The organism is Pseudomonas viridiflava (assembly GCF_900184295.1).
Lineage (GTDB): Bacteria > Pseudomonadota > Gammaproteobacteria > Pseudomonadales > Pseudomonadaceae > Aquipseudomonas > Aquipseudomonas viridiflava.
In genome coordinates, this window is the sequence record NZ_LT855380.1 from 1,744,819 (window position 1) to 1,771,419 (window position 26,601).

The 26,601-nt window shown below is 56.8% G+C and carries 27 protein-coding genes and 4 tRNA genes; 13 read left to right on the top strand and 18 right to left on the bottom strand.

Annotation, left to right across the window (positions count from 1 at the left end; all coding sequences use genetic code 11):
- Positions 1-53: 53 nt before the first annotated feature.
- The 4 genes from csrA (at position 54) to CFBP1590_RS08295 (ending at position 745) form a co-directional block, all read left to right on the top strand.
- Positions 54-242, top strand: a complete 189-nt coding sequence (gene csrA, locus CFBP1590_RS08280; protein WP_002554426.1) for a carbon storage regulator CsrA — start codon at positions 54-56, stop codon at positions 240-242.
- Between the two features lie 62 nt (positions 243-304).
- Positions 305-395 (top strand) — tRNA-Ser (locus tag CFBP1590_RS08285).
- A gap of 109 nt (positions 396-504) precedes the next feature.
- Positions 505-581 (top strand) — tRNA-Arg (locus CFBP1590_RS08290).
- An 87-nt stretch (positions 582-668) separates the two neighbouring features.
- A tRNA-Arg gene (locus CFBP1590_RS08295) sits at positions 669-745 on the top strand.
- A gap of 43 nt (positions 746-788) precedes the next feature.
- Here the strand turns inward: CFBP1590_RS08295 and bamE are convergent.
- Positions 789-1,283: an outer membrane protein assembly factor BamE domain-containing protein gene (bamE, locus tag CFBP1590_RS08300; protein ID WP_004884329.1), complete on the bottom strand. Its 495-nt coding sequence runs from the start codon at positions 1,281-1,283 to the stop codon at positions 789-791.
- A 324-nt stretch (positions 1,284-1,607) separates the two neighbouring features.
- Here bamE and mgtE point away from each other — a divergent pair, with 324 nt between their 5' ends.
- Positions 1,608-3,050: a magnesium transporter gene (gene mgtE / locus CFBP1590_RS08305; protein ID WP_004884330.1), complete on the top strand. Its 1,443-nt coding sequence runs from the start codon at positions 1,608-1,610 to the stop codon at positions 3,048-3,050.
- Between the two features lie 146 nt (positions 3,051-3,196).
- Here mgtE and CFBP1590_RS08310 read toward each other — a convergent pair whose 3' ends face one another.
- The 3 genes from CFBP1590_RS08310 to CFBP1590_RS08320 form a co-directional block, all read right to left on the bottom strand.
- On the bottom strand, positions 3,197-3,523 hold the full coding sequence (locus CFBP1590_RS08310; protein ID WP_004884331.1) for an Arc family DNA-binding protein: 327 nt from the start codon (positions 3,521-3,523) through the stop codon (positions 3,197-3,199).
- Positions 3,524-4,014: 491 nt separating this feature from the next.
- A complete protein-coding gene (locus tag CFBP1590_RS08315; protein WP_029242304.1) occupies positions 4,015-4,200 on the bottom strand; it encodes a PA3371 family protein in 186 nt (61 codons plus the stop codon).
- Positions 4,201-4,238: 38 nt separating this feature from the next.
- The gene (locus CFBP1590_RS08320) at positions 4,239-4,481 is read right to left on the bottom strand and encodes a hypothetical protein (protein WP_069144743.1); all 243 of its coding nucleotides are present in this window, start codon (positions 4,479-4,481) and stop codon (positions 4,239-4,241) included.
- A 315-nt stretch (positions 4,482-4,796) separates the two neighbouring features.
- Between CFBP1590_RS08320 and CFBP1590_RS08325 the strand changes: the two genes are divergently transcribed.
- A tRNA-Arg gene (locus CFBP1590_RS08325) sits at positions 4,797-4,873 on the top strand.
- A 333-nt stretch (positions 4,874-5,206) separates the two neighbouring features.
- Entirely contained in the window at positions 5,207-5,641 is a 435-nt protein-coding gene (locus tag CFBP1590_RS08330; RefSeq protein WP_058430939.1) for a DUF2846 domain-containing protein, read from the top strand.
- A gap of 248 nt (positions 5,642-5,889) precedes the next feature.
- On the opposite strand, the gene ycaC is transcribed toward CFBP1590_RS08330, so the two are convergent.
- The 3 genes from ycaC to CFBP1590_RS08345 all read right to left on the bottom strand — a co-directional run bounded on the left by ycaC (position 5,890) and on the right by CFBP1590_RS08345 (position 7,877).
- Positions 5,890-6,516, bottom strand: coding sequence for an isochorismate family cysteine hydrolase YcaC (gene ycaC / locus CFBP1590_RS08335; RefSeq protein ID WP_088234820.1), 627 nt, complete (start codon positions 6,514-6,516; stop codon positions 5,890-5,892).
- A 156-nt stretch (positions 6,517-6,672) separates the two neighbouring features.
- Complete coding sequence (locus CFBP1590_RS08340) at positions 6,673-7,131, bottom strand: thiol-disulfide oxidoreductase DCC family protein (RefSeq protein WP_088234821.1); 459 nt, start codon at positions 7,129-7,131, stop codon at positions 6,673-6,675.
- A 146-nt stretch (positions 7,132-7,277) separates the two neighbouring features.
- Positions 7,278-7,877 (bottom strand): TetR/AcrR family transcriptional regulator, encoded by a 600-nt coding sequence (locus tag CFBP1590_RS08345; protein WP_088234822.1) that lies wholly within the window; start codon positions 7,875-7,877, stop codon positions 7,278-7,280.
- A 121-nt stretch (positions 7,878-7,998) separates the two neighbouring features.
- Here CFBP1590_RS08345 and CFBP1590_RS08350 point away from each other — a divergent pair, with 121 nt between their 5' ends.
- Positions 7,999-8,883, top strand: a complete 885-nt coding sequence (locus CFBP1590_RS08350) for an alpha/beta hydrolase (RefSeq protein ID WP_029244250.1) — start codon at positions 7,999-8,001, stop codon at positions 8,881-8,883.
- Between the two features lie 57 nt (positions 8,884-8,940).
- On the opposite strand, the gene CFBP1590_RS08355 is transcribed toward CFBP1590_RS08350, so the two are convergent.
- Complete coding sequence (locus CFBP1590_RS08355) at positions 8,941-9,867, bottom strand: alpha/beta hydrolase (RefSeq protein ID WP_162864285.1); 927 nt, start codon at positions 9,865-9,867, stop codon at positions 8,941-8,943.
- A gap of 377 nt (positions 9,868-10,244) precedes the next feature.
- Between CFBP1590_RS08355 and CFBP1590_RS08360 the strand changes: the two genes are divergently transcribed.
- Positions 10,245-11,165: a LysR family transcriptional regulator gene (locus tag CFBP1590_RS08360; protein WP_088234823.1), complete on the top strand. Its 921-nt coding sequence runs from the start codon at positions 10,245-10,247 to the stop codon at positions 11,163-11,165.
- A 173-nt stretch (positions 11,166-11,338) separates the two neighbouring features.
- Here CFBP1590_RS08360 and CFBP1590_RS08365 read toward each other — a convergent pair whose 3' ends face one another.
- Together CFBP1590_RS08365 and CFBP1590_RS08370 are read right to left on the bottom strand one after the other, a co-directional pair.
- Entirely contained in the window at positions 11,339-12,154 is an 816-nt protein-coding gene (locus CFBP1590_RS08365) for a hypothetical protein (RefSeq protein ID WP_029244247.1), read from the bottom strand.
- Positions 12,155-12,356: 202 nt separating this feature from the next.
- The gene (locus tag CFBP1590_RS08370) at positions 12,357-12,983 is read right to left on the bottom strand and encodes a TetR/AcrR family transcriptional regulator (protein WP_029244246.1); all 627 of its coding nucleotides are present in this window, start codon (positions 12,981-12,983) and stop codon (positions 12,357-12,359) included.
- Positions 12,984-13,126: 143 nt separating this feature from the next.
- On the opposite strand from CFBP1590_RS08370, the gene CFBP1590_RS08375 reads away from it, so the two are divergent.
- Positions 13,127-13,567, top strand: coding sequence for a hotdog fold domain-containing protein (locus tag CFBP1590_RS08375; protein WP_025993313.1), 441 nt, complete (start codon positions 13,127-13,129; stop codon positions 13,565-13,567).
- A 52-nt stretch (positions 13,568-13,619) separates the two neighbouring features.
- Here CFBP1590_RS08375 and CFBP1590_RS08380 read toward each other — a convergent pair whose 3' ends face one another.
- The 4 genes from CFBP1590_RS08380 to CFBP1590_RS08395 form a co-directional block, all read right to left on the bottom strand.
- Positions 13,620-15,473 (bottom strand): ABC transporter ATP-binding protein, encoded by a 1,854-nt coding sequence (locus tag CFBP1590_RS08380; protein ID WP_043306530.1) that lies wholly within the window; start codon positions 15,471-15,473, stop codon positions 13,620-13,622.
- A gap of 454 nt (positions 15,474-15,927) precedes the next feature.
- A complete protein-coding gene (locus CFBP1590_RS08385) occupies positions 15,928-17,634 on the bottom strand; it encodes an amidase (RefSeq protein WP_088234824.1) in 1,707 nt (568 codons plus the stop codon).
- Between the two features lie 55 nt (positions 17,635-17,689).
- A complete protein-coding gene (locus tag CFBP1590_RS08390) occupies positions 17,690-18,667 on the bottom strand; it encodes an endonuclease (RefSeq protein WP_058430948.1) in 978 nt (325 codons plus the stop codon).
- A gap of 76 nt (positions 18,668-18,743) precedes the next feature.
- Positions 18,744-19,706, bottom strand: a complete 963-nt coding sequence (locus CFBP1590_RS08395; RefSeq protein ID WP_088234825.1) for a GlxA family transcriptional regulator — start codon at positions 19,704-19,706, stop codon at positions 18,744-18,746.
- 175 nt (positions 19,707-19,881) lie between these two features.
- Here CFBP1590_RS08395 and CFBP1590_RS08400 point away from each other — a divergent pair, with 175 nt between their 5' ends.
- A complete protein-coding gene (locus tag CFBP1590_RS08400) occupies positions 19,882-20,160 on the top strand; it encodes an antibiotic biosynthesis monooxygenase family protein (RefSeq protein ID WP_032632517.1) in 279 nt (92 codons plus the stop codon).
- A 114-nt stretch (positions 20,161-20,274) separates the two neighbouring features.
- On the opposite strand, the gene CFBP1590_RS08405 is transcribed toward CFBP1590_RS08400, so the two are convergent.
- The 3 genes from CFBP1590_RS08405 to CFBP1590_RS08415 form a co-directional block, all read right to left on the bottom strand.
- Complete coding sequence (locus tag CFBP1590_RS08405; protein WP_374729023.1) at positions 20,275-22,332, bottom strand: TonB-dependent receptor; 2,058 nt, start codon at positions 22,330-22,332, stop codon at positions 20,275-20,277.
- Positions 22,333-22,413: 81 nt separating this feature from the next.
- Positions 22,414-22,812, bottom strand: coding sequence for a DUF2946 family protein (locus CFBP1590_RS08410; protein WP_058430951.1), 399 nt, complete (start codon positions 22,810-22,812; stop codon positions 22,414-22,416).
- An 89-nt stretch (positions 22,813-22,901) separates the two neighbouring features.
- Positions 22,902-23,312 (bottom strand): DoxX family protein, encoded by a 411-nt coding sequence (locus CFBP1590_RS08415; protein WP_058430952.1) that lies wholly within the window; start codon positions 23,310-23,312, stop codon positions 22,902-22,904.
- A 90-nt stretch (positions 23,313-23,402) separates the two neighbouring features.
- Here CFBP1590_RS08415 and CFBP1590_RS08420 point away from each other — a divergent pair, with 90 nt between their 5' ends.
- On the top strand, positions 23,403-23,798 hold the full coding sequence (locus tag CFBP1590_RS08420; protein ID WP_058430953.1) for a winged helix-turn-helix transcriptional regulator: 396 nt from the start codon (positions 23,403-23,405) through the stop codon (positions 23,796-23,798).
- Between the two features lie 282 nt (positions 23,799-24,080).
- Here CFBP1590_RS08420 and CFBP1590_RS08425 read toward each other — a convergent pair whose 3' ends face one another.
- Positions 24,081-25,703 carry a methyl-accepting chemotaxis protein gene (locus CFBP1590_RS08425; RefSeq protein WP_058430954.1) on the bottom strand — a complete coding sequence of 541 codons (1,623 nt, stop codon included), beginning with the start codon at positions 25,701-25,703 and terminating at the stop codon, positions 24,081-24,083.
- A 330-nt stretch (positions 25,704-26,033) separates the two neighbouring features.
- Here CFBP1590_RS08425 and CFBP1590_RS08430 point away from each other — a divergent pair, with 330 nt between their 5' ends.
- A complete protein-coding gene (locus tag CFBP1590_RS08430; RefSeq protein ID WP_088234827.1) occupies positions 26,034-26,537 on the top strand; it encodes a cupin domain-containing protein in 504 nt (167 codons plus the stop codon).
- Positions 26,538-26,601: the final 64 nt, after the last annotated feature.

Sequence of the window (26,601 nt, forward strand, 5' to 3'; positions counted from 1 at the left end):
GCCTACCGGTTGTGCAGACTGTTGTTCCTGAATGAATGCGTAAGGAGAAAGTTATGCTGATTCTGACTCGTCGGTGCGCAGAAAGCCTGATCATTGGTGATGGTGAAATCACTGTGACCGTGCTGGGCGTCAAGGGTAACCAGGTGCGTATTGGTGTCAATGCGCCCAAGGAAGTCGCGGTTCATCGTGAAGAGATTTACCTGCGGATCAAGAAAGAGAAGGACGAAGAACCAAGCCATTAATTTTTATTGAATTTTTGGTTTGCAAACGGGGAAAAGGGTGGTTATTATACGCCCCGTGTTGCGGAGAGCTGGCCGAGTGGCCGAAGGCGCTCCCCTGCTAAGGGAGTACACCTCAAAAGGGTGTCGGGGGTTCGAATCCCCCGTTCTCCGCCATTATTTATGTAGTGCGTTGGATTTGGCTTGATCTGTAAGTTGTTGAATTTACTAGAAAAAGTGCTTGACTAAACAATCTGACGACCTATAATGCGCGGCACCAACACATGCACTCGTAGCTCAGCTGGATAGAGTACTCGGCTACGAACCGAGCGGTCACAGGTTCGAATCCTGTCGAGTGCACCATTTAAGGTTGGCTTCAAAGTTGTAAGTTATTACAGCATTGAAGTTGACTGGCTTCAACCAGAGGTGATCTGGTCTAAAAACACCAATGCACTCGTAGCTCAGCTGGATAGAGTACTCGGCTACGAACCGAGCGGTCACAGGTTCGAATCCTGTCGAGTGCACCAAACACCAAAAAGCCCGTATCGAAAGATACGGGCTTTTTGCTTTTTAGCGTTTTCCTTTCACGCATCCATTCTCATCGAACGTCACGGTGTTACTGCGACCTTTCTTCTGGTTGTACACGTAACGCAGCTCGCCATTGTTATGGGTCACTTTATCCGGTCGCCCGAGCAGGCTCTCGACGTCGCGCTGCGTCATGCCCGGTGGCGTGCGCTGGTTGATGATGGCTTGTCGACGCTGATCAGCACTCAATCGATTGCCGCAACCATCATCCCGCTGACCGACCACCACGATTTCCCTGTTTATGGATCGATCCCGCCGAGTCTCTTTGTCATCTGCGAATGGCAGCATCATGTCCTGCACGCTTCCAGGCGGTGCGTTGAAGGCGCGCTGTGAGCGGCTGGCATGCCCCTCAGGGCAGCCCAGTGTCGTGAACATCACATTGCCGGAAGCGTCTTCACAACGCTGCACGGTGTTGGCCTGGGTGATCAGTGGCAGGCAGAGCAGGGTGCTCCACAATGAAAGATGGCGGGTGATACGCATGTTTCTATCCTGGATGACAGCGGTCGTGACAGCCTAATGGCGCTCTTGCGGTTGAGCGAACGTGTTTTGTTGGCTGAATGTGACGTCGAACCCCTGTCGATCTGCATAACGTTTGAGGTTTGCGTCGCAAGCACCTGTTTCAGGCTGAATTTCCCGCGTGCGCTTCGCTCAAAGCGGTGTATCATTGCGCCCGTCAGCCCCGCCGGGGCTTGTGGAATACCTCCATGGACTTACCCAGTAGTTACTCAATAGTTTGTTTCACCAATCATGAATTAACTGATTGATCTCCCCGGCGTGCTCCGCTGCTGGGAGTGGAGTTCGCCTATGACCGAAAGAGAAGTCAAAAAAACGCAGGAAAGCTTGCAGGATCGTCTTGCTCAAGTCATCGAGCTACTGCAGCGCCAGCGTATCGTTGAAGACCTGACTCACCGTCAGGAAGGTCAACATCAGGACCGGGTAGAAAACCTGGTTCACCGGCAGAACCTTGTCGAGCTGCAGCGCAAGCTCGACGACCTTCACTCTGCCGACGTCGCCTACATTCTCGAAGCACTTCCTCTGGAAGACCGTCTCTCCGTCTGGCAATTGGTCAAGGCCGAGCGCGACGGCGACATCCTTCTGGAAGTGTCGGATTCCGTTCGTGAAACCCTGATCGCCGACATGGACGATCACGAGCTGCTCGCAGCCGCGCGGGACATGGACGCCGACGAACTCGCCGACCTTGCCCCCGAGCTGCCGCGTGACGTCGTTCATGAGCTCATGGAAGCCCTGGATTCGCAGCAGCGTGAACGCGTCCGCTCTGCGTTGTCCTACGACGAGGATCAAGTTGGCGCACTGATGGACTTTGAAATGGTGACCATCCGTGAGGATGTCAGCCTGGAAGTCGTACTGCGCTATCTGCGCAGGCTCAAGGAGCTGCCCGGTCATACCGACAAGCTGTTCGTTGTGGACATCGACGGCGTGCTCAAGGGTGTTCTGCCGATCAAGCGTCTGCTGGTCAATGACCCGGAAAAGCAGGTCGGTGAAGTGATGGCCAACGATCCGGTCAGCTTTCATCCGGAAGACGACGCTTACGAGGCCGCGCAGGCGTTCGAGCGTTATGACCTGATCTCCACGCCTGTCGTCGACAAGAACGGCAAGCTGATCGGCCGTCTGACCATCGATGAAATGGTCGACCTGATTCGTGAGGAGAGCGAAAACGAAGTCCTCAACATGGCGGGTCTGCGCGAAGAGGAAGATATCTTCGCCTCCGTGTGGCGTTCGCTGCGTAACCGCTGGGCCTGGCTGGCGGTCAACCTGATTACCGCTTTTCTGGCATCCCGCGTGATCGGGCTGTTCGAGGGCTCCATCGAGAAGCTGGTGGCCCTGGCCGCCTTGATGCCTATCGTTGCTGGTATTGGTGGTAACTCCGGTAACCAGACCATCACCATGATCGTTCGCGCCATGGCGCTGGACCAGGTCAACGTCGGTAACACCTCGCGGCTGTTGCGCAAGGAACTCGCCGTCGGCCTTATCAACGGTCTGTTGTGGGGTGGGGTGATCGGTGTGGTGGCCTACATGCTGTACGGCAGTTGGTCGCTTGGCGTGGTGATGACGGCGGCGATGACGCTCAACCTGCTGCTGGCTGCGCTGATGGGTGTTTCCATTCCGATGGCGCTCGCAAAGCTGGGCCGGGATCCGGCCATGGGTGCCAGCGTCATGATTACGGCGATGACCGACAGTGGAGGGTTCTTCATCTTTCTCGGGCTTGCGACCATCTTCCTGCTTTAAACAGCACCCAATAAAAAAACCGCCTGAATGGCGGTTTCTTTTTTGGGGTATGGCTTACATGATGTAGTGAAGTTTCCTACAGCAACTAAGGTTGTATCCCAAAACAAAAAAAGGCCAGCTTACGCTGGCCTTTTTTGTGCTAACTGTCACGACTCTTCTGAAGCAAGTTCCGTGTCGTGGGCAATCAGCGACACCAGAGCATTCTGCTGCCGGTGCGAAAGCTGGCGGAAGCGTTGCAGCAGCTCACGTTCGTGCAAAGACAGCTCAGGACTGTCCAGACGCATGCTTGGCTCATCACCAAGGGCGCCTTCCTGAATCAGGCTTTGTTCGAGGCGAGCAATGATTTCCGAGTTCATGCTGCGGTGATGATTCTTGGCTACCTCTTGCACGCGATTACGCATGCCGTCTGGTAGGCGAACAACGAACTTGTCAGCCGTGCGGCTGGAATAAGTAGCCTGTTTCATAGGGCTCATATATTTAACCGGTTAGTTCAGGGGAAGCGGTTCTAGCAAGTGGCCGCAAGATTGTGAGCTTCTGACAGTCATTTTGGCCAAATGTTCCACCGCATTATCGAAAGGGGCTGCATCATCCCCCATTCCGTCGAATCCTTGGCGTCAATTCTGTGACAAATATTGACTCAGATAAAGGCGATTAGCCAGCACCAATTATCAGAATTGCGGACGGATTTGTAAAAACAATCAAAACCGCTCAACCGATAGCAGAATCCCCGCCTGACTACTTTTTGCCATGATGGCTATCTGTCTTCAGCGTAGAAGGTAAAGGCCGGGAATACGAGCGCATGCCGACAGACGTGATGTCTGGCAGACAGAGAGAGCAAGAGGAGAGAGCGGAGGTGCCCGATACCGGAAGCGGCGTCCGGCAGAGCCGATGATCCGGTCAGAGAGCTCTGTGAGCCTTACCGACCAGCACAACCATCAGCAGGTTGCAGATGACAGGCCAGCGCTTAGCGCAAGACCGGATCGAACTTGAAGCGACGGCCGACGACCAGTGCAACAACAAAAAGGCTCGCGAACACGCCAGCACCTATTTTTGCCGCGGTACTCAAGGCCTGAGCCTGAAGGGGAAGCAGAAGATCAACGGCAACCGCCATAAGTGCCAGGATCATGAAGGACAAAGCGGATTTCGACATGGCTACTCTCTCGTGAAGGTGGGCTATGTGTGACGGTTTCAGAAAACCCAGCGCTGGTCGGCGCGTGGAGCCTGCAGGTTTTCCTGAGCGTCATTGGTCAGCATAGCTGCACTGGCGCTTCTGTCAGTCATGACAGCCAGCTGAGGCGCCTGGCTCAGTTGATGATGAATCGGGGTGTGCTGCACACTCATCTGATCGTTCTTGATGCCCGTGTCCTGAAAATGAAAAGCAATGAGGGCTACCAGAGCTGCTGCATTCAACGCTGAGAGAGTCATGTTCATTGTTCAGTACCTGTGCCCGGACATCATAAGGGAGGGGTGGTTCGCTGCTACTGATAATGCAGTCTGCATGCCAACTGAAATTAAGAAAAAAATCCTTTAAAAACAATGGCTTGAATGCGAAAGAAAATACCCTTCTCTTGCGTTTTGCAATGATGGCTTTTTGGAGTAGTGCAAAATGCATGATTGCCCTGAGTAGGGCGTGTCCTGCGGATAGGGACTACGTCGCTGGCAGGCAATGACGACATGACAAAACCGCTTCAGATCGTTAAGATGCTCGCCGTCCTCGCTGGCACCAATCGGTGTGCTGGCATCAGTGTCTCAGTAGCTCAATTGGATAGAGCATCCCCCTCCTAAGGGGAAGGTTGCAGGTTCGAACCCCGCCTGGGACACCATATAAATCAAGCTCTCCAGCAGTTCCTTACTCTTATGGGTGGTCGGTGGACACCATCGCCCTTAATGCTGAAGTTCGGAAGGTGAGTTCGCCGGACGCTTACTGATTGGTAACCGATGATGCGATTCTCGTATTCCAGCACCAAATCATCCAGTATTCCCGCAGGTCTGTGGTAAGCCCTATCCATTGCAGATACCGCGCTCAAGTTCGGCATAAATCGCCGCAGCTACGTCGCTTTATTGGTAAGGATGGCAATCAGCGAACAACGAACAACGAAGGTATAAAACTTCGTATTGTGGCAATTAGCCAATGACTCGAGAGATAAGGAAATCAGATGAAAAAGGTTTTAGGCGCAATCGCTCTCGCTGGCGCACTCCACGGCTGCGCGTCCGTTCCCATGGGCGATCCAGCGGCCGACATTGAAATGAAGCGTTTCGGCACCGTACCGAATATGTCCCGCGTCTATATTTACCGGAACGAGACCATGGGCGCGGCTATCAAAATGACTGTGACGATCGACGGGCGTGTGATTGGAGCTACCGCAGCCAACACCTACCTTGTCACAGAGGTGCCAGCAGGCAGCCACACTATCGGCTCCGACGCTGAGAACCTGACGATGCTCAAGATCAACACCCAGGCAGGGAAAAACGTCTACGTGTGGCAAGAGGTGAAGATGGGGTTTGGCTACGCTCGCAGCCAGCTTCACCTCGTGCCTGAGGCTGAGGGTAAAGAGGGTGTGTTGGAGACCAAGCTAGCCGGAGCGCTCTAATTCACCGTCCGCCAAGCAGAGATGTGCTCAGTCCTGAGCACATCCTCCCCTATCAAGATTTGCAATAGGTTGGGCTCAGAATGAATCCACTCCAGCATGACGTTTCGAAAAAGATATAAGAGTTTCTGGCCTTATCCGAACTTTGTAAGAATGCCTTTAGTATCCCAGAAAAAAGCGGCCAGTCAGAAGATCCGGCTCCACAAAAAAAGGCCCGCAAAACGGGCCTTTGAACATCATTTTCTGACCGCTCAGCGAGCAGTCAACGCCGAGTAACTGTTCATCAAATTCCGATAGTTCGGAATCCGCTGCGACAGCAGATTGCCCAAACCTTCGATATCGTTGCGCCAGTCGCGCTGCAGCTCACATGCCACCGAGAACCAGTTCATCATCTGGGCACCAGCCTGAGTCATGCGGTTCCAGGCGGCCTGCTGCACAGCTGTATTGAAGGTGCCGGACGAGTCAGTCACCACGAACACATCGAAGCCTTCAGCCAGTGCCGACAAGGTCGGGAACGCTACGCAGACATCCGTCACCACACCGGCAATGATCAGTTGCTTACGACCGGTGGCCTTGATCGCTTTGACAAAGTCTTCGTTATCCCAGGCGTTGATCTGGCCGGGGCGGGCGATGTAGGGCGCGTCCGGGAACATCTCTTTGAGTTCCGGTACCAATGGGCCGTTCGGGCCTTGTTCGAAGCTGGTGGTCAGGATGGTCGGCAGTTCGAAAAACTTCGCCACGTCGGCCAGCGCCAGGACGTTGTTCTTGAACTCGTTCGGCGTGAAGTCCTGTACCAGCGAAATCAAACCTGTCTGGTGATCAACCAGCAGAACGATGGCGTCGTCTTTGTTCAGGCGGTTGTAAGTGGCGTTGGTCATGGCGGAATCCTTTTTCGAAGTGGTGAGTGGCTGTCGTTTCAACGTATGGCTAGATTAATGTCCATCTGAACGTTGAAAAAGCGCTTGAAAAAGGTTTTTCTGTCAACCTGAGGGAGACAATTGAAGCGGGCGAAGGACTAATTCAGAACCGATACGTTAGTTTTTATCAGGCGGTTGCTGATCGTGCGAAACACTGTCTGTTTCGGGAAGGGCACAGTTGTTGGTCCGGCATCGAGCGCTGCCATCAGGATGAGGCAGCCATGCCAACTGCGGGCGCCAGCGGCAGAAGAGGCGATAGGCGACATTAAGCAGCGGTCTGAATGCAGGCCATGACAACGGTGCAGCCCAAGCGCCGAGGCCCGCTGCTCGCCAGCTCCAGAGTGTTGCGTCCAGACCTGTGACCCACGTCCCGTCGTCAAACTTCGCGTGGAGTGCCGATTCCATTTGTTCGAGCGTGTATCCCACAGCAACGGGATCAAAGGCTTCATCACTGATATCGACGAAGTGGAGGCGATCGGGGGCAGCGTGTGCGCGCAGGAGTTTGATTTCTCGGGCGCAGAGCGGGCATTCACCGTCAAAGTAGAGCGTCAGAGGCCACTTTGTGTTCTCGTACATCGATAAGTGTCCCATAGCGGCTTAGGTGGCGTTCTCAGCTTCAGAACAGATTCAGGCAACTCGGTTCCGTTAGGACCCGTAAGCGCCAAGTCGCGCGCTGGCGCTGTGTTGCAATCCATAGCCGTTCGTTTTTAGGCATCCATGAATCACGGTGCAAGCAAAATCGAGGTCATCGGTTTGAATACGACTTCAGGCGGGATGCTGGACATCTCGTCCGGCTTTCTGTCTATCGCCAACGAGGCGTAGCCATGAGCCGTGCTCCAGGCGAGCAGGGTGCGTTGTTCAAGCAGCGCCGGGTCAGGCTCCGCACCGTTTTGCGCAATCCATGCCGTACGAATCGACTGTCGAAGCTGTTGAAGAGCAGCTTCTCCGGCTTTCAGAAGTCGGGGCAGCGAGCGGGTGACACCATCGCCGCCCAACATCAGACGGAAGTGGTGCGGATAGGTGGTCGCAAACTTCACGTACCCGAGTCCGGCGCCCATCATGGGGTCTTTTACCTCGGTCTGAACGGCGCTGATGATGTCTATCAGGCGTTCATAGCCGTCGGCCGCCACTTCGGAAAGCAGGTTATCCATCGAGCCAAAATGGTGGGCGGGTGCCGAGTGGGAAACATTGGCTCGTCGTGCGCACTCACGCAGCGAAAGCCCCCGCACTCCGGATTCTCCGACGATGTCCCACGCCGCCTGACGTATGACGGCAGCCAGATTTCCGTGATGGTAGGAGCGGGTCGTTTCTGATTTCGGCATAGAGCATTTCCGCCAATTATTAAAATAAAAGTTACCCGGCATTCTCCTCCACCTATCTTGTCACTGACAAGATGCGCTGTTTTAATGCCGTCAGATCACCCGATCTGCACGAGGAGTTGCCGTGAAAAAGCTCAACAGAAAAATCCGTATGTTGACCCAGCTGTTTCTCCTGAGGATAGCCAGTCGGGTTTTGCCAGGCCCTACTGGAAGATACCTCGCCCGGCGATTCATTACGCCGCAGCCTGGTGAGCGCTCGAAGGCCGCATCAGCGGTAAGTGCATCATCAGGCGTACATACCGAGACTCTGACGTTGGGCGGCACCGATATAACGACCTACCAATGGGGTGATCCTTTGCGTGAGCCTTATGTGCTGCTCGCGCACGGCTGGTCAAGTTACGCGTTGCGTTTCGTCGAATGGATTCCGATGCTGCGTTCGATGGGCTATGCCGTGGTCAGCTTCGATCAACCTGCTCATGGAGCAAGCAGCGGGAAGATCAACCATTTGCCGCTGTTCGTCGAGATGATTCGGCAGGTGGGACGCCACTTCGGAAAACCGGCAGTCTTTATCGGACATTCCATGGGCGCCTCTTCGGTGATTTTTGCTCAGGATGAGGAGTGGTCTCCGGAGCGCTTCGTACTCATCGCGCCATTCGTGGCGATTTCAGAGAATGCCAGTCGGCAGTTCGAGACCGCAGGGATCTCGCCCAAAGCGTTCCCTTCATTTGAAGCGTACCTGTACTCGGTGACAGGCCGCCGGTTCGCTGAGTATGAAGGCGCATTGCGTTTGCCCTTGATGAAAGGCCCTGCGCTGATCATCCACGACCGGCAGGACCGCGAGACGCCATGGGAGAAGGGCGCCCGGTTTGCAAAGCTATGGCCGGGCGCGCGTCTCTTCTCGACTGAAGGGCTGGGGCACAATCGCTTGCTCGACCATCCTTCCGTTATCAATGAGGTGATGAACTTCATCAAGCCGGAAAAATCATCAAAGGCCGGGTTGAGTGAATAGCCGAGCGGACAGTGTCAGCGCTGCGGTAACCAATAAGCCGCCGCAGGTTGAAACGACTCAGCGACTGGCGTCAGCCAAACCTGTCTCGATAAAGCGCACAGAACTTTCCATCGCCTGCTGACCTTCCGGCAGCATGGCCGCGTAGAAATGCCAGGCGTGGAACATCGCAGGCCACACTTCCAGGTTCATACGAACGCGGTTGTCAGCCAGGTGAGTGGCAAGGCGCATTGCGTCGCTCAGCATCAGCTCGTTCTCGCCGATCTGCACCAGGATGGGTGGAAGTCCGGTGACGTCGGCGAAAACCGGCGAGGCCAGAGGGTGGTTGGCGAGCGTGTCGCCTAAAAACGTTCTGGCCAGTATGTCCAGCACCGACTTGGAATTCAGCGGGTCCAGACCTTCCCGATTGCTCATGGAGGCGCCAGTGTGTTCTAGGTTAGCCCAAGGCGAGATGGAAGAACCCACTGCCGGTAACGGCAGCCCTTTGGACTTGGCCGCCACCATCACGCTGACCACCATCGCTCCGCCTGCCGACTCGCCTGAAAAGGCGATTCGGTTGGCCGGTATTTTCTGCTCAAGCAGCCACTCGTAGGCGCGCAGCGTGTCGTCGATGGATGCCGGAAATTTGTGTTCCGGTGCAAGGCGGTAGTCCGGCATGTACACGCGGGCGCCGAGCATTTTCGCGTAGTTGCCGCCGATGCCGTGGTAGCCGTCCGGACGCCCCACAATATAAGCGCCGCCGTGGATGTACATCACGACTGCGTCGGTTTTGATCTCGTCCGGGGTGACCAGTGTGCCTGGCACGCCGCCCATGTCGACCGCCTCGAACCTGACGCCGGCAGGCGCTGGATTCTGCGCGAGCATTTTTGCGTAGGCGTCGCGGATGTCGCTCATTTTCGTGGTGGTATCCAGTCCCTTCAGGACGGGGACCAGATCGCTCAGGCTGTTGGCCCAAGTGTGTACGGCGGATTCGACTTTCGTGTTCATAACGATCTCAATGGGTAGTGAATTAGCTAATTGAGATATTATTCTTATGATTCGGGAATAGGGTTCCCCATAAAGAGTGCAGCAGAGCCCGAGCCTGAGCGCTCGTCGTTAGGCACAAGTCTGTCTCGACACTGATCCTGCCCACGCTCTGCGTGGGTATGCCGCCCGTGACGCTCCGCGTCACAAATGGCACAGATTGCGAACTCAGTGAGCCGAGCGCATGGCTTGCATAGCGATGCTTGGGCGTTAAGCCTACGACGCTCTGCGCCTCATTCGAGAGCGGACGCGGAGCGTCCTGGGAGGCATTCCCACGCAGAGCGTGGGAACGATCATCATAAAGGGTGCAGCAGAGCCCGAGCCTGGAGCATTGGACACGTATGGAAATTCACAACCTGAACGACATCGCCGCTTTTGTGAGTTCGGTGAACGCGGGTAGCTTCACCGCTGCGGCCAGGCAACTGGGGCTCACGCGTTCGGCAGTCGGCAAATCGATTGTGAGGCTGGAAGCTCGATTGCAGGTGCGTCTGCTCAACCGGACAACCCGCAGCCTGAGCCTGACGGACGACGGTCAGGTCCTCTACGAACGCTGTGTTGGCATCCTTCAGGATCTGGACGATGTCGAGGACGCACTGGCATTTCGTCGTTCGACCCCCAGCGGCCGATTGCGCATGAGTCTGCCGGTCGCCTTGGGCAGGCTCCACGTTCTCCCTCACATTGAACGCTGTCTGAAGGACTGGCCTTCGCTAAGCGTGGACGCGACGTTTTCTGATCGATTGGTAGATCTGATTGACGAGGGGTTTGATCTGGCGATGCGGATCGGCCCGCCCAAAGAGGATTCCCGGCTGCTGACGCGCACCGTTGCGTACCAGCAGATGATCACCTGCGTTTCACCGCACTACCTCGCCGACCATCCACAACCCCAGACGCCCGAGGAGCTGTCTGCGCACGAATGCCTGCATTTCGTCAGCGGGGGAAGATTGCTGCCGTGGCATTTCCGGGTGAACGGCCGGACGGTCGGTTTCACGCAAGGCGGACGGCTACAGATGGACAGCGCTGAAGCGCTGCATCAGTCTGCGTTGGCTGGTTTGGGCATCACGACGCTTCCGTCTTATGTCGTGAGTCATGACCTGCGCAGCGGCAAGCTGGTTCGAGTGCTCGCAGATTACGCTGAGGCCGCAGAGCCTATCCGGATCATTTACCCCAGCAAGCGGCACCTTTCGCCCAAGATACGGTTGTTTATCGACCGGCTGGTGGAGGCGTGGTCGCCTTGTGCTCCTTGGGAAGAAGGGCGGGATTGATACAGTAGGTTTACCTGATTAGGAGTTCGATGCGCGGCAGCTTCCATGCAAATATAGCGCGGCCACCCGATAATGTTACTGGAATTAAATCACTCTCGCTCAAAGCAGTACGCTACCTTTCAATGTTATGCTGCGCTGAAAACGAAATTGTCAGTTTTGAACGAGTCGAGACTCTACTGTATTCTTTGCTCGCACGTGTAGTGCTTGAAAAGTAGCTCAATGATTACGTTTGTTCCTTCTTGAGTGATGCATTCAACTGATAGCGGTTCATTAATGTTGTCATTGAGAAACGTTCTGTCGTATGGAGACAGTTCTGCGGTTATTGTGACTGTGTCGCCTTTTTGGAAATGGCTTGGCTTTATGGATGTGAAAATGCCCTGATAGTTGAGCAGGCGTGAGCGGACACTGCCGCCGTAGGTGCATTCAAATGTAAAGGTGGCTAAAGCTGGATGGGCTTGCCTTATCTCAATGCTGTAGTCTCTCGTCCATTTTTGCGTCCCGGTATCGAGGTTCTTCAACAAGAGTATAGGCGTACCCGGTTTGAAGCCCTGCTGAGGCTCGGCCGACATTATAAGAGGTCTGCCAGAAAATTTCTTCTCGTGGTTTTCCTTGATGTTCCGCAGGTCACTGACTTTATACGTTGCTGTATCGTTGGTGAGATTGTGGTGTGGGTAGCACATATATAAAAGATTATCGTATGCCCTACGGTCTTCGTTGTTCTGATGTATGTTGAATCTTTCTCCTCCAGGCTCAGCTGCTTCAATATGACAGAGTTGCCCTATGTAAACGCCTTCGGCGGAAAGCATGGACTCGTCGCAGCCGGGAAATGCGCACTGATTACCTGATCGGAACTGCAAGGCTCTTAATATTTCCGGAAGAGGATTCAAACGTTTGGGTTTTTCTGTCATGTCAGAGTCTTGAATAATGTGAATGGGAGGCTGCAGTGTGGTTGCGTTACCCATTTTTTTGTTGAGAGTGACAGCTTTCATTCTTTACAGATCAAGCCTAATGACGGAATAGAAAAAACTCAACCCGTGATCGAAAAACGTTCGCGATATTTTTCATGACGTCGTCTCTTTCATTAGTGATGGTGAGCCGGATACATGTACCCCTGTTAACAGCGGATGATGTTGTTGATGTACTCAAGCTGTTGCGGATATAGTGTTTCTAATATTAAAGCGAGTCCTAAAGTTAATCGCAACCATTCCGCCCCACCCCCCGCCAGGCCGCCTCCGCCAGCTCCCCCTTGTAAAACTCCGGCCCGCGCTTCACCCGCCCGGAAAGCCAGGCCCTGCAGTAACTCTCCGCCGCCCCAATCACCAGTGACGGCATCAGCTCAAACGGCAGATCCAGCAATGCCTCCCGACGCCCCGGTTCGGCAAACCACTCTCTCAACTTCGCATTCCTCGCGCGGTTCGCTTCTTCAAGCTGCTCACTGAACCCGCTTTTGGCCACGGCAAAGCGTGCCTGGTACTGAAAGCGCGCCCAGTCCGGTTGGCTGACGACCCAGTCCACGTAGCTGTTGACCATGGCGTAAACCCATTCCCTGGTGGTGCTGATGTCGCTCAGGTAGTGGTCGCGAAGTCTGGCCTGGTCTTCGAGGGCGGCCATGTAAAGGGCGGCGACGAGGCCTTCCTTGTTTTCGAAATGGTGATAAATGGCGCCGACGCTCATTTCGCTTTCGGCGCGAATGGTGTCGATGGTGGTGGCTTCCACGCCGTGCTCGTTGAACAGGGCGAGGGCGCAGCGAAGGATGTGTTTCTTGGACTCGGAGCGACGGCCGGGGTAGCAGCGATCAAGGAGGTCGGCAGGTTCCATTCTTCGGTCCAGGCAAAAGAGGGGATGGTAATGGATGTGGCGGTCTGACACGAGCGATTGACAGGAAGTCAGAATACAGAATAGTGTTCCGTAACAGAATAATATTCTGTAAGCCCCATTACGATAAAAACCAGAGGCATCCCATGAGTCAGACTCTCAGCATGTACCAAAGCGTTGGCGCGTCAGCGTTCAGCAATATGGCCTGTCAGATGGCCCCGTATTTCAGCACCATCACGCCTGAAATCTCGGTTCTGGCGCCGGGCCGTGCAGAGGTCAATGTGCCGTTTCGCAAGGAGATCACCAACCATCTGGCATCGGTTCATGCCATTGCGCTGTGCAACGCGGCCGAGTTGGCGGGTGGAATGATGACCGAGGTCTCGATACCGGCAGGCGCTCGCTGGATTCCGAAAGGCATGACCGTCGAGTATCTGGCCAAGGCCAAGACGTCGATTCATGCGGTTGCAGATGGCAGCGAGATCGACTGGACGTCGTCGGGTGACAAGGTGGTGCCGGTCGATATATTCGACGAGGGCGGCGTGAAGGTGTTTACCGCACGCATCACGATGAACGTGAAACTGGGCTGAGGCCCATCGGACAGCATTCGCCCGCCGTTGCGGCGGGCGATTGGCTTTCAACCTAGTCCATCACCTCTGCCACACCCTGATCTTCTCCCAGAAAACCACCGCTCTGGTGCTGCCACAACCGCGCGTAGGTGCCATTCCTTTCGAGCAGTTCGCTGTGGGTGCCCTGCTCGATGATGCGTCCGTTGTCCATCACGATGAGTCGGTCCATGGCTGCAATGGTGGACAGCCGATGGGCGATGGCGATGACGGTCTTGCCTTGCATCATCTCATCAAGGCTTTCCTGAATCGCCACTTCGACTTCCGAATCCAGTGCGCTGGTCGCTTCGTCAAGCAGCAGAATCGGAGCATTCTTGAGCATCACCCGGGCAATCGCGATGCGCTGGCGCTGGCCGCCCGACAGCTTGATGCCGCGCTCACCCACCAGCGTGTCATAGCCGCTGTGGCCTTGCTTGTCGGTCAACTGATTGATGAAACCGTCAGCCTGAGCGTTGATCGCCGCCCTGCGGATATCCTCGTCGGTCGCATCCGGTCGGCCATAAGCGATGTTGTCGCGAATCGAGCGGTGCAGCAGCGACGTGTCCTGCGTGACCATACCGATCGCGCTGCGCAGGCTGTCCTGGGTGACGTGCGCGATGTTCTGCCCGTCGATGCGGATCTCGCCACTGTCCACGTCGTAGAAGCGCAGCAGCAGGTTGATGAGGGTGGATTTGCCCGCACCGGAACGGCCTACCAGACCGATTTTCTCGCCCGGACGAATGCTCAGATTCAGGCCATCGAGCACCTGACGCTCGCCGTTGTAGTTGAAGCTCACGTTGTCGAACGTCACCGCGCCGCCAGAGGTGACCAGCACGCCTGCGTCAGGCGCATCCTGAACCTTTGGACCGCGGGTCAGTGTTTCCATGCCGTCCTGCACCGTGCCGATGTTTTCGAACAGCGAGGTCATTTGCCACATGATCCAGTGCGACATGCCGTTGACGCGCAGCGCCATCGCAGTAATGGCCGCCACTGCGCCAGTGCCGACTTCACCTTGGTGCCACAGATACAGGGCATAGCCGCCAGCGGCCATGATCAATGCGACGACCAGGGCCTGATTGACGATCTCGAACTGGCTGACCAGACGCATCTGGCGAAAGCCGGTCTGCTTGAAATCTTCCATCGCGGCGCGTGCGAAGTGCGCTTCACGTTTGGAGTGAGAGAACAGCTTGACCGTCGTAATGTTGGTGTAGGCGTCCGAGACACGTCCGGTCATCGATGAACGTGCATTGGCCTGTTCCTGGCCAACCTTTCCTAGGCGGGGCACGAAATACATCATAGCCAGCCCGAACAGCGCAATCCACGCGAGGAAAGGCAGCATCAGTTTCAGGTCGAAGCCGCCCGCCAGCGCGATGATCGCAATGAAATACACGCCGATGCCGGGCGCGATCTCGATAAGGGTGAACAGCACTTCGCGAACGGAGAGCGCTGTCTGCATCACCTTGGTCGTGACACGGCCGGAGAACTCGTCGGAAAAGAACGAAAGGCTTTGCCGCAGCATCAGCCGGTGGAAATCCCAGCGCAGCCGCAGCGGCAGGTTGATCGCCAATACCTGATGCTGGACCATGGTTCTCAACGCCACCAGCCCGATGCTGACCACCAGAATGATACCGATGCCCCACAGCACTTGGCTTTCCTGCCCGCTGACCTCACCGCCCGCCTTCCACGTCGAGAGCAGATCCACGACCTGCCCCAGGAAGGAAAACAGCCAGGCTTCGTAAATCGACACACTGGCGCCCAGTAATGCCAGAGCGAGGATGTAACCGCGGGCACCCCGTGTGCAGGCCCATAGAAATTTCACCAAGCCTTCAGGCGGTGGTGGTGTTTCGTCGGGCGGGAAAGGGTCAAGCCGTTTTTCAAATGCCTGAAGCATCAGCAGTCTCCATGGGAATCAGTTAAAGCGATCCTGTCGTTGCGCTGTACGTTGAGCTTCCGGGACAAGGTGCCGCGCTCAAGAGTAAAAGTGAAGCTGTGTAAAGTCAGTCAGTAGCAGACCTGCTGCAGGAGCAGGGGTTGCACTTGCAAGCACCGGATTGTGGAGGAGGGCAAGCTGCCTCTTCTCAAAACTCTGTCATTTACTGAAATGCACGCACGCCTGCTTCTGCCCGAAGGGCGTGGGAGCTCTCGGAGGCTACGACGGCAGCGATGGGCTGCGCAGCGGCCCCAGGTTGCATCTGACACACCGCGTAGGCAGGTATTGCTGCCGGTTTCCGGTAGATCGCCGGCAAGCCGCCTCCCACAGTTCGGTGTTTACTGCGCGACAGTGTTCAGTCAGACACTTTTGCTCGCCCGCACCTGCGGCGGGCGAACACTCCCTTACGACTGCGTCAGTTACCCAGCGGTGGCGTGCGGGGCGGGATCACGCGCTTGCTGCCCATCGATTCAAAGGCCGAGGCAAAACGCAGCAGGTTGGAGTCGTCATACGCACGACCGGCGAAGGTCAGCCCGACAGGCATGCCGATATCGGCCATCAGACCCATCGGCACGGTAACGGTCGGTACGCCCAGATGACGGATGGCGAGGTTGCCGTTGGCGACCCAGACGCCGTTGCTCCAGGCGATGTCGGCGGATTGGATGTTGATGTCCGCATCGGCAGGTCCAACGTCGGCCACCGTTGGGAACACCACGGCATCGAGCCCGAGTTTTTCCATCCAGTCTTCAAGGTCGACGCGGCGGGTCTGTTCCAGCCCGCGCAGGCCGTCCGGCAGCGTCGGGATTTCGTTCCAGGGCGTGATGCCGCGCTCGGCCATGCGCACGTATTCATCCATGCCTGCCGCCAGATCGTCTTCACGATTGGGCAGGGTGCCCGGATCGTGCGGGAAGATTTTCGACCCGTCGACATCGACGAGGCGATTCAACGCCGGGTCACCGTTGGCGCGCAGGAAGTCATCGAATGCCCAGCCGGAAAGATCCCACAACTCGTGGTGCAGAAACTCTTTCGAGACCAGCCCGCGGGTGAACACCGTTGGCGCGCCGGGACGATCACCTTCGCAGTTGGAAACCAGCGGGAAGTCGACGTCGATCACTTCGGCGCCTGCTGCAACCAAGGCCTGGCGTGCGTCTTCCCAGAGGTCGATCACAGAAGGCCGGGTGATGATGCGCTGGCCGGTCGGACCACCGATACCGGGTTTTTCAGCGGTGCCTGCATCAGGGTCGGCATTGATGTACATGCGCGGCACACCGAAGCGCTTGCCAGCCAGGCTTTCTGCGCCAGCACTCAACTGCGTGTAGGCGGCAGGGCGTACCGAGGCGACGGACGGAATCGGCACCCAGGGCTGCAGGCGCCACAGATCGCCGCGTGTTTCCGGGTCTTCGGCGACGATGACATCCAGCACTTCCAGCAGGTCGGCCATGGTTCTGGCGTAGGGCACGACCACGTCCATGGTCGGCGTCAGCGGCCAGTTGCCGCGCACCGATATCACCCCGCGTGAAGGGGTGTAGGCGCACAGGCCGTTGTTGGAGGCCGGGCCGCGTCCGCTCGACCAGGTTTCCTCGGCCATGCCGAACGCCGCGAAGCTGGCGGCGGTGGCCGTGCCTGCGCCGTTGGACGAGCCGGAAGCGAAGGGCGCGGTCAGGTAGTTCGCGTTGTAGGGGCTTTCGGCGCGTCCATACACGCCGCGCTGCATGCCGCCATTGGCCATCGGCGGCATGTTGGTTTTGCCCAGACAGATGGCGCCGGCAGCACGCAGACGGCCGATGGTGAAGGCATCTTTCTGGGCGACCAGATCGACAAACGCCGGGCTGCCCGATGCAGCCGTCAGGCCCTTGACCAGATAACTGTCCTTGGCGGTGTAGGGGATACCGTCGAGGGGGCTCAGCGTTTCGCCTTTCGCCCGACGGGCGTCAGACGCTTGCGCCTCGGCAAGCGCCTCAGGGTTAGGCACCACCAGAGCGTTCAGTGCCGTGGCAGTGTTCGGTCCGTCATAGGCGTCGATGCGTGCAAGGTACGCCTGAACCAGCTCGACGGCAGTGGTCTTGCCGGATTCAAGCGCCGCGCGCAGCTCGGCAATGGAGACTTCTGTGACTTCGATCATGGGATTCTCACCGACGGCTGATAGGGAACGGCACAGGCGCTAGCATCGTGTGCACTCAGGTGCAGTTGCCTGCTTTGCGATAGCCCGCCGCCCTGGCTTTGGATTCAGAGTCGAAGGATATCCGATTTTTCGACGAGACTTTATCGTAGCTCGGGCAGCCCTGCGGCAGGTGATAGATGTGGCTGTTGAGGTTGCCGATAATCACGCCTGCCGAGGATGCGCGAGGTGCAGGTTTCTTCGCGTCAGGCTGCGTTGTGGCCTGGGCGGTTTTCTGCGGGATGGCGCTGACTACGCCGTCGCCGACCGGCTTGTAGCCTTGCGTCCAGGTACGGGCACGGCTGACGAACGGATTGGCATGGCCCATGACCGTTGCGATGCGACGATCACGTTCCTTTTCCCACGCCGTCACCGGGTATTGCTTGTCCCAGGCCATCAACAACTGTTGCTGCTGACGCGACATGTTCAGGTTGTACCGATCGAACATGTAAAAAGTGGTGCGGGCAACCATGCCTTTCACTTCGTCACGCGGTTCGGCAACGTTCTGCTGGAAATCGACCTTGGTCTTGCACTGTCCATACTGCGGCGCCACGCCTGAGGCCATGCCGTAGTTGTAATTGTTGCGGTCGCCGTTCACTTCGCCCACTGCCGGGTAAAGGTTGAACAGGTCGGCTTCCATGGCCTTGAACACCGGGTCATCGTTTTCGCAAAATTCGCGCCCGCCTTTCTGCCAGCACTGACGCTGATGGCCGAAGGTCCAGGCCGGTACGATGTGCTCCCACTCGGTACGCTCTGCGCGGTTCTCCTGTTTGCGGGCCTGCAGGCCACAGGAGCCGGCATCGATGCGGCCACCTGACTTTCCGACCCAGGTCCATTTGCAGCCGCAATAAAGGTCGCCCTGAGCACTGCTGGCCTGATCGAGATAGATCTTTTGTTTGGCAACTACCTTGGCCTCGGAGAAGGTCGAAGGCGGCTCTGCGAAAGCGGGGTTGATAGCGAGGAACGACAGCGTCAATACGTAAAACAGAAATTTCATGAGTCAGCATATTTCAGGTTCAGGGGCGCGCATTGTACTCATGACAGCCCGAGGGTAAACGTATGATTCAGCTCGATTACAGCTGCGCCTTGAAGCGCGCGCGGTGTTCACTGGGCGTGATGCCGAAGGCTTTGATGAACCGGCGGATCAGCGTTGCCTCGCTGCCCATGCCGCAGCGTTGTGCGATTTCCTTGAGTGGTTTGCTCGACGTATCCAGCAGATGACGCGCCGCTTCCAGGCGAATCGACTCGACCATCCTGCTCGGCGTGCGGCCGGTGCTTTCACGGTATTTGCGGATGAAGGTCCGCTCGCTCATGTTCATGAAGTCGGCGAGCGCGGTGACGGATAAATCATCACACAGATGCACATTCATCCAGGCATGAAGGTCGGAAAACTGGCTGCTCTTCGATTGCAGGGCCAGCGAGGAACTGAACTGGTCCTGATCGCCGGGACGCTTGAGAAACATGATCAGATGCCGGGCCACTTCAAGGGCTGCGGAGTGCCCGAGGTCCTGCTCGACGATGGCCAGTGCCAGGTCGATGCCTGACGTCACCCCGGCAGAGGTCCAGATATCTCCATCGTTGATGAAGATCGGCCCGCGCCTGACCTTGATGGCAGGGAAGCGATGTTCCAGTTCGTCGTACGCGGACCAGTGAGTGGTGGCTTCCCGTGCGTCCAGTTTGCCCGCAGTCGCCAGAGCAAACACGCCCGTACAGACTGACACCAGGCGCTGGGCCTTATCGGCATGCGTGACGAAGTGGCTGAAGAATCTGGCGTCCTTGCAGAAGTCATGGATGCCTGGCCCGCCGGGAACGATCAGCGTGTGCGCTGGTGCGGTGTCGGCGCACAGGTGTTCGGCGCTTAACGAGAAGTTGCAGAAGATGTCGGTCGGGGAGTCGAGGACGAGAACAGAGAGCGCGTAAGGCAGGTCGGCACTTTTGGCGAGATGGTTTGCAGCGACGAACACGTCCAGTGGCCCGGCGAGATCCAGAAGACTGACGTGAGGGTAGGCAACGAACTGTATCGACTTGGCAGGCATTTATACGTGCTCCAGTGCCAGCGGCGGCGGGGTCTTCATCAGTTTGGCGGGAATGATCAACGCTTTGTCATTTATTGAATCAAAGGTCGATTTATCCTGATTCTGCTTTCTTCGGCAGCTTCGGGCACTGCCCCGTACACGTTGATCTTTTTGCAAGGTTCGGAGAACTGACGCCATGTCACGTCTGGTCAGTAGCATCATGGAATTCGAGGCAAGAATGGACGCTGATCTCAACCACGAGATATCGGCCATGTTGTCGGCTATCGCGCAACAGTCGGAACAGTGCGCAGGTTGTGAACTGAGAAAAACCCGAGGTCCGCACGGATGGATCGTCGAATGTGTCTGGCGTGATTCAGGCTCCATGCACGACCATTTTTCATCGCCGCAATTGCAGGCGCTGATCCAGCTGTTGGTGTCCCGATCGAGCAGGATCGTATTCGATATCCCTTGCTGAACAGATTGCGAAGCGTCAATCACTGTCGGGTCTCCAGACAGAACAGCCGTTTCTTGAAGCGCTCGTTGCACACGGCTGCAACGAGCGCTTTTTATTGAACGTCTGACAGGTCCTTTAGAAGTCCAGCGTCAAACCCGCATAGATCGCGCGACCATCGCCAGGCGCATGCAGCGACTGCTCCACACCGCTGCTGGAGTCGTACCACACGTATTCGTAGTATTTGTTCGCGATGTTCTTCGCCTGAACATCCAGGCTCAGCTCAGGTGAAAGCTGGTACGTTGCCCCGAGGTTGATCAATACATAACTGCCGTATTTGCCGGTGCTGTTGGTTCGTTCCAAATAGTAGTCGCTCTGTCCGTTGATCCAGGTCGAGACTTCGAGTTTGGGCGTCAGCCTATACGCCGAGCCTGCGCTGTAGAGATGGTGGGGGACGTGATCCATCTCCTTGCCTTTGCTGGCCGGAAGATTGGGGTTGGGTTTGAGGATTTCGGAGAACTGCCTGGAATAGGACAGCCACAGGCTGCTGGCGTCGGTGGGGTAGACATTGAGTTGCACATCCCAACCCTTGCGCAGGGTTTGCCCGACGTTTTCGGCATCACCCACGGCGTCGTTGAGCTTGCGCTGCACTTCATCCGAAGCTTTCTGCTCCCAGTACGCGATGCGTCCGTTGACCCAATCGACAGGCTGGAATTTGATCCCGGTTTCCCAGCCGTCGTTGATCGAGGGCTTCAAGTCATCAGCCTGCGTCGCCAGGCGATACGCCGCCGAGCCGACGCCAATCTGATAACTGCGCCCCCAGTTGGCGTACACGCTCGTCTGTTCCCAGGGGGAATAGACCACGCTGAGTTTGGGCTGCCGAATCTGGCCGTAGTCGTTGACGTCGGCTCGCTCGCCGGTCAGCTCGTTGGTGTAGTCGCCATAGACTTTGTCGACGCGGTACGCCGGAATGATCTTCAGCGATTTGAACGGCTCGATCACCGCCTGTACGTATGCGCCGTAAACGTCCAGGTCGAATTGCTGGTCGCGCGTCTGCGCCAGCCGCGAACGTTGCAGGGTTCGATACCTGAGGCTCTGGTTCTGCTGACGCTGCACTTCTGCGCCACCTTCCAGCGCGAAGGCGTACAGATGCTCGACCTCGGGACGCCAGGTCAGGCTGCTCAGCGCGCCATATTGCGTCTCGTCGCTGTAGCGTTCCTGTTGCGACGAGGTGCGCCAGTATTGCGTCCAGCGTCGGTCTTCGAAGGTGTTCACATAGGCTTTGCTGGACCAGCTCAACGTCTCTGACAGCGTCGCGTCCAGATGCAGGCTGAGCTGGTTCATTTCACGCTCGCCGGTGTCAGTGGCGTTGTTGGCGTAGGACTGGCGAGCATGGTCGCGCGCGTCGAGCCGGCTCAAGTAACCGGCCTCGTCGGCATCCACCGTGTAGTGGCGGGCAGTGAGTCCTGCGCGCCAGCTTTCATCGTCGGCGGTGTAAAACCACTTACCGGAAAAGCTCATGCGTTCGGCGTCGGCGTGATGGCGATAACCCTCGCTGCCCTGATAGCTGAACGAATAGTTCTGGCTCCAGTTGCCTTGCTCGACGCCTTTGACCAGTTGCAGTTCGCGAGTATCGAAACTGCCGTAGCGCAATCGAAGTTTGCCGTCGTTACCGCCCTGGCGGGTGTTGATGCTCGCGTTACCGGCGATGTTGTGCAGGCCGTATCGCGGGTCATTGGTGCCGCGCACCACTTCGATGCTGTCGATTTCCAGCGGAAAGATCATGTCAATGAACGGCATGTTGCCGTCATTGGTGTTACTCGGAATGCCATCGATCAACAACTTGACCGCGTTGACTTCGCCTTCGCCATTGAAGCCGCGAAACGAGAGCTTGCCCGAGGTGGTGCCCTGGTTGAACTGCGTCAGCATCACTCCCGGAACCCGACCGAACAGTTCCCAGCTGTAATGCACGGGCTGTTTTTCCAGGATGTCGGCACCCAGTACATCGACTGAGCTGAGGATATTGCGGCTGGCCAGCGGGCCGTTCTGGCCTGCTGAAACGTCTACGGCACCGAGCGTAACGACCGAATCTGCGCTGCCACGGGTTTCGGCGATCGCCTCGCTGAGTGGCGTGAAGGCAAAAAGGCAGGACAGCATGACGGGCGATGCAGGGTATGAGGCACGGGGTGTTTTCATGAGCGGCGTATTCCACGCAAAAAAGTGACGCTGTCCCGACGTGCACGCATAAGCGCGCCCGAGGGTTCAGGTTGGGTCAAGTCACACAGCGAGGAACGGAAGAGGAGGCGAGCGGGGGCTGACGGCGGGCCACAGGTAGCGCGGAGGCGGCTGCGCCCAGGAGCGGACGGTGATCGGTGAAATGCTTTTTGCCGGAGCCAGATTCAGCATCCAGTCGCAGGCGTGGCTGGCCGTCAGCACAGTGAAGGAGGAACACACCGGGCAGGACAGTTGGGGGAGTGCGTGCTGCTTCTGATCAGACTCGCTGGCGTCCAGGCCCGCGCTGTCTGAGCCATCCAGCGAACAGTAACCCCCGTTCAGGCCGCTGAGTGCCAGACCGCTCATTTGTCCGTGATGCAAACCGCAGAAGAAAAGGCTCAGCAGGACGCTGGCGTAGAGCGTCCATGCAATAAGCGACCTTTCATCACGGGTTATTTTCATGGGGCGCAACTCTATCACCGCCGCTGCTTTGCAAGCATCGGTCGCGTGTGGCGAATCGTCGCAGTTGTGGGCCTTGCCGAGTGTTCAGCTCAATGGCTGAATGTTGTTTGAAAGAAGGTTGAAGCGGATGCGTAAGGCGATGCAAGTTGGCGAGCGTCATTTTGTGTCATGAACGATATCGCCAGAAACACCAGGCCCATCGCCGCCGGAATGGCGCCCTTGGGTTTGCGCACGTTCAAGTGAGCCATGGCGGACAGGATCAAGTGATAAAGGATGCCTGCGTAGGCAAGGTCACTGAGTGCCACGTTGAAGCGCGACAGAATTACCGCAGGGCCGAGCACTTTTACCGCGATCATGAAGGGGATAAGTCCCGTGGCTGAATAGCCCAGTTCAGCCTGGGCTTCACGTACATAGGTTTGTTTTGTGACGTACATGAGCGCCGACGCGAAATACAGCAGCGACAGCAGGGCGGTGCTGGTCCAGTAAACGTAGAGAGTCATAAGGTTCTCGCTATTGTTTGTATTCGACAGACGGCGAGAATGTAGACTCGTATGAAAACTGACAAGTAGGATGAAATAAGGTGGATTAGTATGGAAAACCTGACTAATACCAGCGCCCATTTGAACATGCATGAAGAAATGCGCCGCGCATTCTCATTGCTGTCAGGCAAATGGAAGCTGGAAATCATGTGGCTGATCAATCAGCGCGTCTATCGTTTTGGCGAACTGCGCAAGGCCATTCCCGGCATCACCCAACACATGCTGACCGCGCAACTGCGCGAGCTTGAGGCAGACGGGCTGTTGACGCGCACCGTGTTCGCCGAAGTGCCGCCGCGCGTGGAATATGAAATCACCGAAAAGGCCCGCGGGCTGGGACCGACCATGGAAGCGCTGACGATCTGGTGGCAGGAACATGGTGCCAGCGTGCCGGTCAGGTCCGCTGGGCGTGGTCGTGTTGCGCGGGAGTCAGGCACGAAATCCAGCTGAAGACACGTGATGTCCTGATCGGGCAAAAACCGCTGACTGGCTCGGCGAAGTTTTGGGAAGAGACCTCGCCCATTTCCGACTCAGCGCTGTCGCGCAGCAAACCCCGGACTATGGGAGGCGGCTTGCCGGCGATCTGCCGGGAACCGGCAGCAAGACCTGCACACACGGTATGTCAGATGTAACCTGGGCCCGCTGCGCAGCCCATCGCTGTCGTCGTAACCTGCGAGAGCTCCTACCCCCTCCGGGCAGAAGCAGAGTTCAGCACTTTTTCGGCAATCAGTCTTACAGCCTGAACCTGCCCACTTCCTGCTGCAGACTGGTCGCGAGATTTTTCAATCCACCGCTGGTCTTGAGCAATTCCTGAACGGACATGTTGTTCTGTTCTGCCATTTGTGCGGAACGCTCCACGCTGCGAGCGACATCCTGGCTGGCGACGGTTTGCTCGCGCAAGGCAAAGGATATCTGGTCCACCACATGCAAAACCTTGCTGGAGCTGTCGCGGATTTCGATGATCGCCTGACCTGCATTGCCTGCCATTTCCACGCCGTTGTTAACTTCCAGCACGCCGCTGCGCATGCTCTCGACGGTCTCTCTGACGCCGGCCTGGATTTTCTCGATCATGCCGGCAATCTCTTTGGTCGATTTGCCTGTGTTCTGTGCCAGCAGGCGCACCTCGTCGGCCACGACGGCAAACCCGCGTCCCTGTTCGCCAGCCCGTGCAGCTTCGATGGCGGCATTGAGCGCCAGCAGGTTGGTCTGATCGGCGATGCCCTGAATCACGCTGATGATCGATGAAATATGCTCGGAGTGCTGGCCCAGGCCTGAAACCTGCGTCGATGAATGCTGCACGGTCCTGGCAATGCCGTTCATGCTCGACAGCGTATTTTCGATGACCTGCGCACCCTCTTTGGATTGCTCACCCGAACGGCTGGCGATCTGATGGGCTTCGTCGGCGTTTTCGGAAACATGGTGAATGCTGACGGTCAGCTCTTCGATGGTGGCGGCCATCATCGAAGCCGAGGTGGACTGCTCCTGGATGGCGCCGGACAGTTGTTCGGAAGCACCGGAAATCTGCTGTACGGACACCACCAATTGATTCGATGCCTGGCTGATCTGTTGAATCATCTCGCGCAGGCGCTTCTGCATCCGGTCGAAGGCTTTGGGCAATTCGTCATGGCTGCTGGTGTCGATGACCGTGTCCAGCCTGCCATCGGCAATCGCTGTGGCGGCGTCGATGGCCAATTGCAGGCGTGCTGTGGTGCTGCGGCCCAGTACCGTTGCCAAAATCGCGGAAAGGAGCGCGGCCGCAATGCCGCCGCATATCAGAACCAGCAGTGCGAAGTGCTTGGCGTCGACCATGTTCTGGGTTCTGACGACCAGCAGCACGTTTTCCGCGGCGCTGATTTCGGCCAGGGTTGCACGCATGCTGTCCATCTTGGCTTTGTCGGCACCGGAGGTGATGCGCTTGTCCAGTTCATCATCAGGCAGATTGCGCGCGGTCAGATCCCTGCGCATGGCAACGATGGCGTTGACGTCATCTTCAAGCCAGCGCTTGTAGGTGTCTCCCAGAGAAGCGAGGCGTCGCTGTTGTTCAGGATTATCGGCCGTCAGCTGTTTGAGCATATCCAGCTCTTCGGTGAAGCGTTTTTCACCCATGACAAGCGGCTCGAGAAACGCATCTTTCGAGGCAATGACAAAGCCGCGCATGCCGGTCTCGATATTGATCAGTTGTTCCAGAGCCAGTTGCGCTTCGCTGAGGACTTTGTAGGTGTGCACGTTACTGTTGGTAGCGTCCTCAACCTCCTCGAATCCCCTGTAGGCACTGGCCACCAGAACGGCGATAAGCACGACGATAGCGATAAAGCTGAAGTAAAGCTTCTGCGAAATGCTGAGCTTGTTGAGCATGGTGTCAGTCCTGAAACTTGCCTCCCTGGCAGTCCGATGATTTTTTTGTGAGAAGAGCGGCAGTGTTCAAAATTTTTAAGTGATGCCATTTAGATATCATGGTTTCGACTGTGCCTTGGTGAACTTGAGGGGCGAGCGTTAACTATTCGAAATATTGTGAAATAATTTTATTAACTCTCTGTTTTTAAATATTTTTTATTTGGATTTTGGTCGTAATTTATAACGCTTTAAAAGACGAAAGTTGATATTTTGACGGCATAAAGTTGACAGATGCTCGGTAACTTGATGGTCTAAGATGACTACTTCTCGACTGTCTCGGGCTGTGCAGCAATGACACATGACACCTCGCTTGAACTGGCTTCCCGCCTGATCCGCAACATCAATGAGGTCTCGCTTGAAAAGCAGGTTCGCGACCCGTTGTATGAAAGTCTGGCAGGGCAGTTGGCAACGGGAACGGCCGCCAGCAAGTTGGGCGCCTCCATCGATATCGTTGCGCCGGGCAAGCGCTCCTGCCCTTATCATTTTCATCATGCGCAGGAGGAAATGTTCGTCGTCATTGAAGGTGAAGGCAGCCTGCGGGTTGCAGACCAGATGCTGCCCATCAGGACTGGCGATGTGATCTTCATCCCGCCAGGGCCGCAGTACCCTCACCAGATCATCAATACCTCGTCAGCACCTCTGAAATACCTGTCGATCAGCACCCGTGAAAAACCCGAGATCTGCGAGTACCCCGACTCCGGCAAGTACCAGGCCATGGCGTCCGGTGAAGGCGCTGCTTTCGTGGCCAGACAGCGGGTCGATCTGAATGTGGACTATTGGGATGGCGAGCCTTAAGCCGCACACTCTCGTGCACATGCGCACGGGTTGCTGTGCCTGTATGCTTCTGCCGACTCAAACG

Coding starts and splice junctions, on each gene's coding strand:
- CFBP1590_RS08430 (WP_088234827.1), top strand. CDS start 26,034: ATGACACATGACACCTCGCTTGAACTGGCTTCCCGCCTGATCCGCAAC.
- CFBP1590_RS08365 (WP_029244247.1), bottom strand. CDS start 12,154: ATGAAAGCTGTCACTCTCAACAAAAAAATGGGTAACGCAACCACACTG.
- CFBP1590_RS08400 (WP_032632517.1), top strand. CDS start 19,882: ATGTCACGTCTGGTCAGTAGCATCATGGAATTCGAGGCAAGAATGGAC.
- bamE (WP_004884329.1), bottom strand. CDS start 1,283: ATGCGTATCACCCGCCATCTTTCATTGTGGAGCACCCTGCTCTGCCTG.
- CFBP1590_RS08330 (WP_058430939.1), top strand. CDS start 5,207: ATGAAAAAGGTTTTAGGCGCAATCGCTCTCGCTGGCGCACTCCACGGC.
- CFBP1590_RS08425 (WP_058430954.1), bottom strand. CDS start 25,703: ATGCTCAACAAGCTCAGCATTTCGCAGAAGCTTTACTTCAGCTTTATC.
- CFBP1590_RS08370 (WP_029244246.1), bottom strand. CDS start 12,983: ATGGAACCTGCCGACCTCCTTGATCGCTGCTACCCCGGCCGTCGCTCC.
- mgtE (WP_004884330.1), top strand. CDS start 1,608: ATGACCGAAAGAGAAGTCAAAAAAACGCAGGAAAGCTTGCAGGATCGT.
- CFBP1590_RS08355 (WP_162864285.1), bottom strand. CDS start 9,867: ATGAACACGAAAGTCGAATCCGCCGTACACACTTGGGCCAACAGCCTG.
- CFBP1590_RS08310 (WP_004884331.1), bottom strand. CDS start 3,523: ATGAGCCCTATGAAACAGGCTACTTATTCCAGCCGCACGGCTGACAAG.
- csrA (WP_002554426.1), top strand. CDS start 54: ATGCTGATTCTGACTCGTCGGTGCGCAGAAAGCCTGATCATTGGTGAT.
- CFBP1590_RS08320 (WP_069144743.1), bottom strand. CDS start 4,481: ATGAACATGACTCTCTCAGCGTTGAATGCAGCAGCTCTGGTAGCCCTC.
- CFBP1590_RS08380 (WP_043306530.1), bottom strand. CDS start 15,473: ATGCTTCAGGCATTTGAAAAACGGCTTGACCCTTTCCCGCCCGACGAA.
- ycaC (WP_088234820.1), bottom strand. CDS start 6,516: ATGACCAACGCCACTTACAACCGCCTGAACAAAGACGACGCCATCGTT.
- CFBP1590_RS08390 (WP_058430948.1), bottom strand. CDS start 18,667: ATGAAATTTCTGTTTTACGTATTGACGCTGTCGTTCCTCGCTATCAAC.
- CFBP1590_RS08340 (WP_088234821.1), bottom strand. CDS start 7,131: ATGTACGAGAACACAAAGTGGCCTCTGACGCTCTACTTTGACGGTGAA.
- CFBP1590_RS08345 (WP_088234822.1), bottom strand. CDS start 7,877: ATGCCGAAATCAGAAACGACCCGCTCCTACCATCACGGAAATCTGGCT.
- CFBP1590_RS08315 (WP_029242304.1), bottom strand. CDS start 4,200: ATGTCGAAATCCGCTTTGTCCTTCATGATCCTGGCACTTATGGCGGTT.
- CFBP1590_RS08420 (WP_058430953.1), top strand. CDS start 23,403: ATGGAAAACCTGACTAATACCAGCGCCCATTTGAACATGCATGAAGAA.
- CFBP1590_RS08415 (WP_058430952.1), bottom strand. CDS start 23,312: ATGACTCTCTACGTTTACTGGACCAGCACCGCCCTGCTGTCGCTGCTG.
- CFBP1590_RS08385 (WP_088234824.1), bottom strand. CDS start 17,634: ATGATCGAAGTCACAGAAGTCTCCATTGCCGAGCTGCGCGCGGCGCTT.
- CFBP1590_RS08375 (WP_025993313.1), top strand. CDS start 13,127: ATGAGTCAGACTCTCAGCATGTACCAAAGCGTTGGCGCGTCAGCGTTC.
- CFBP1590_RS08360 (WP_088234823.1), top strand. CDS start 10,245: ATGGAAATTCACAACCTGAACGACATCGCCGCTTTTGTGAGTTCGGTG.
- CFBP1590_RS08410 (WP_058430951.1), bottom strand. CDS start 22,812: ATGAAAATAACCCGTGATGAAAGGTCGCTTATTGCATGGACGCTCTAC.
- CFBP1590_RS08395 (WP_088234825.1), bottom strand. CDS start 19,706: ATGCCTGCCAAGTCGATACAGTTCGTTGCCTACCCTCACGTCAGTCTT.
- CFBP1590_RS08405 (WP_374729023.1), bottom strand. CDS start 22,332: ATGAAAACACCCCGTGCCTCATACCCTGCATCGCCCGTCATGCTGTCC.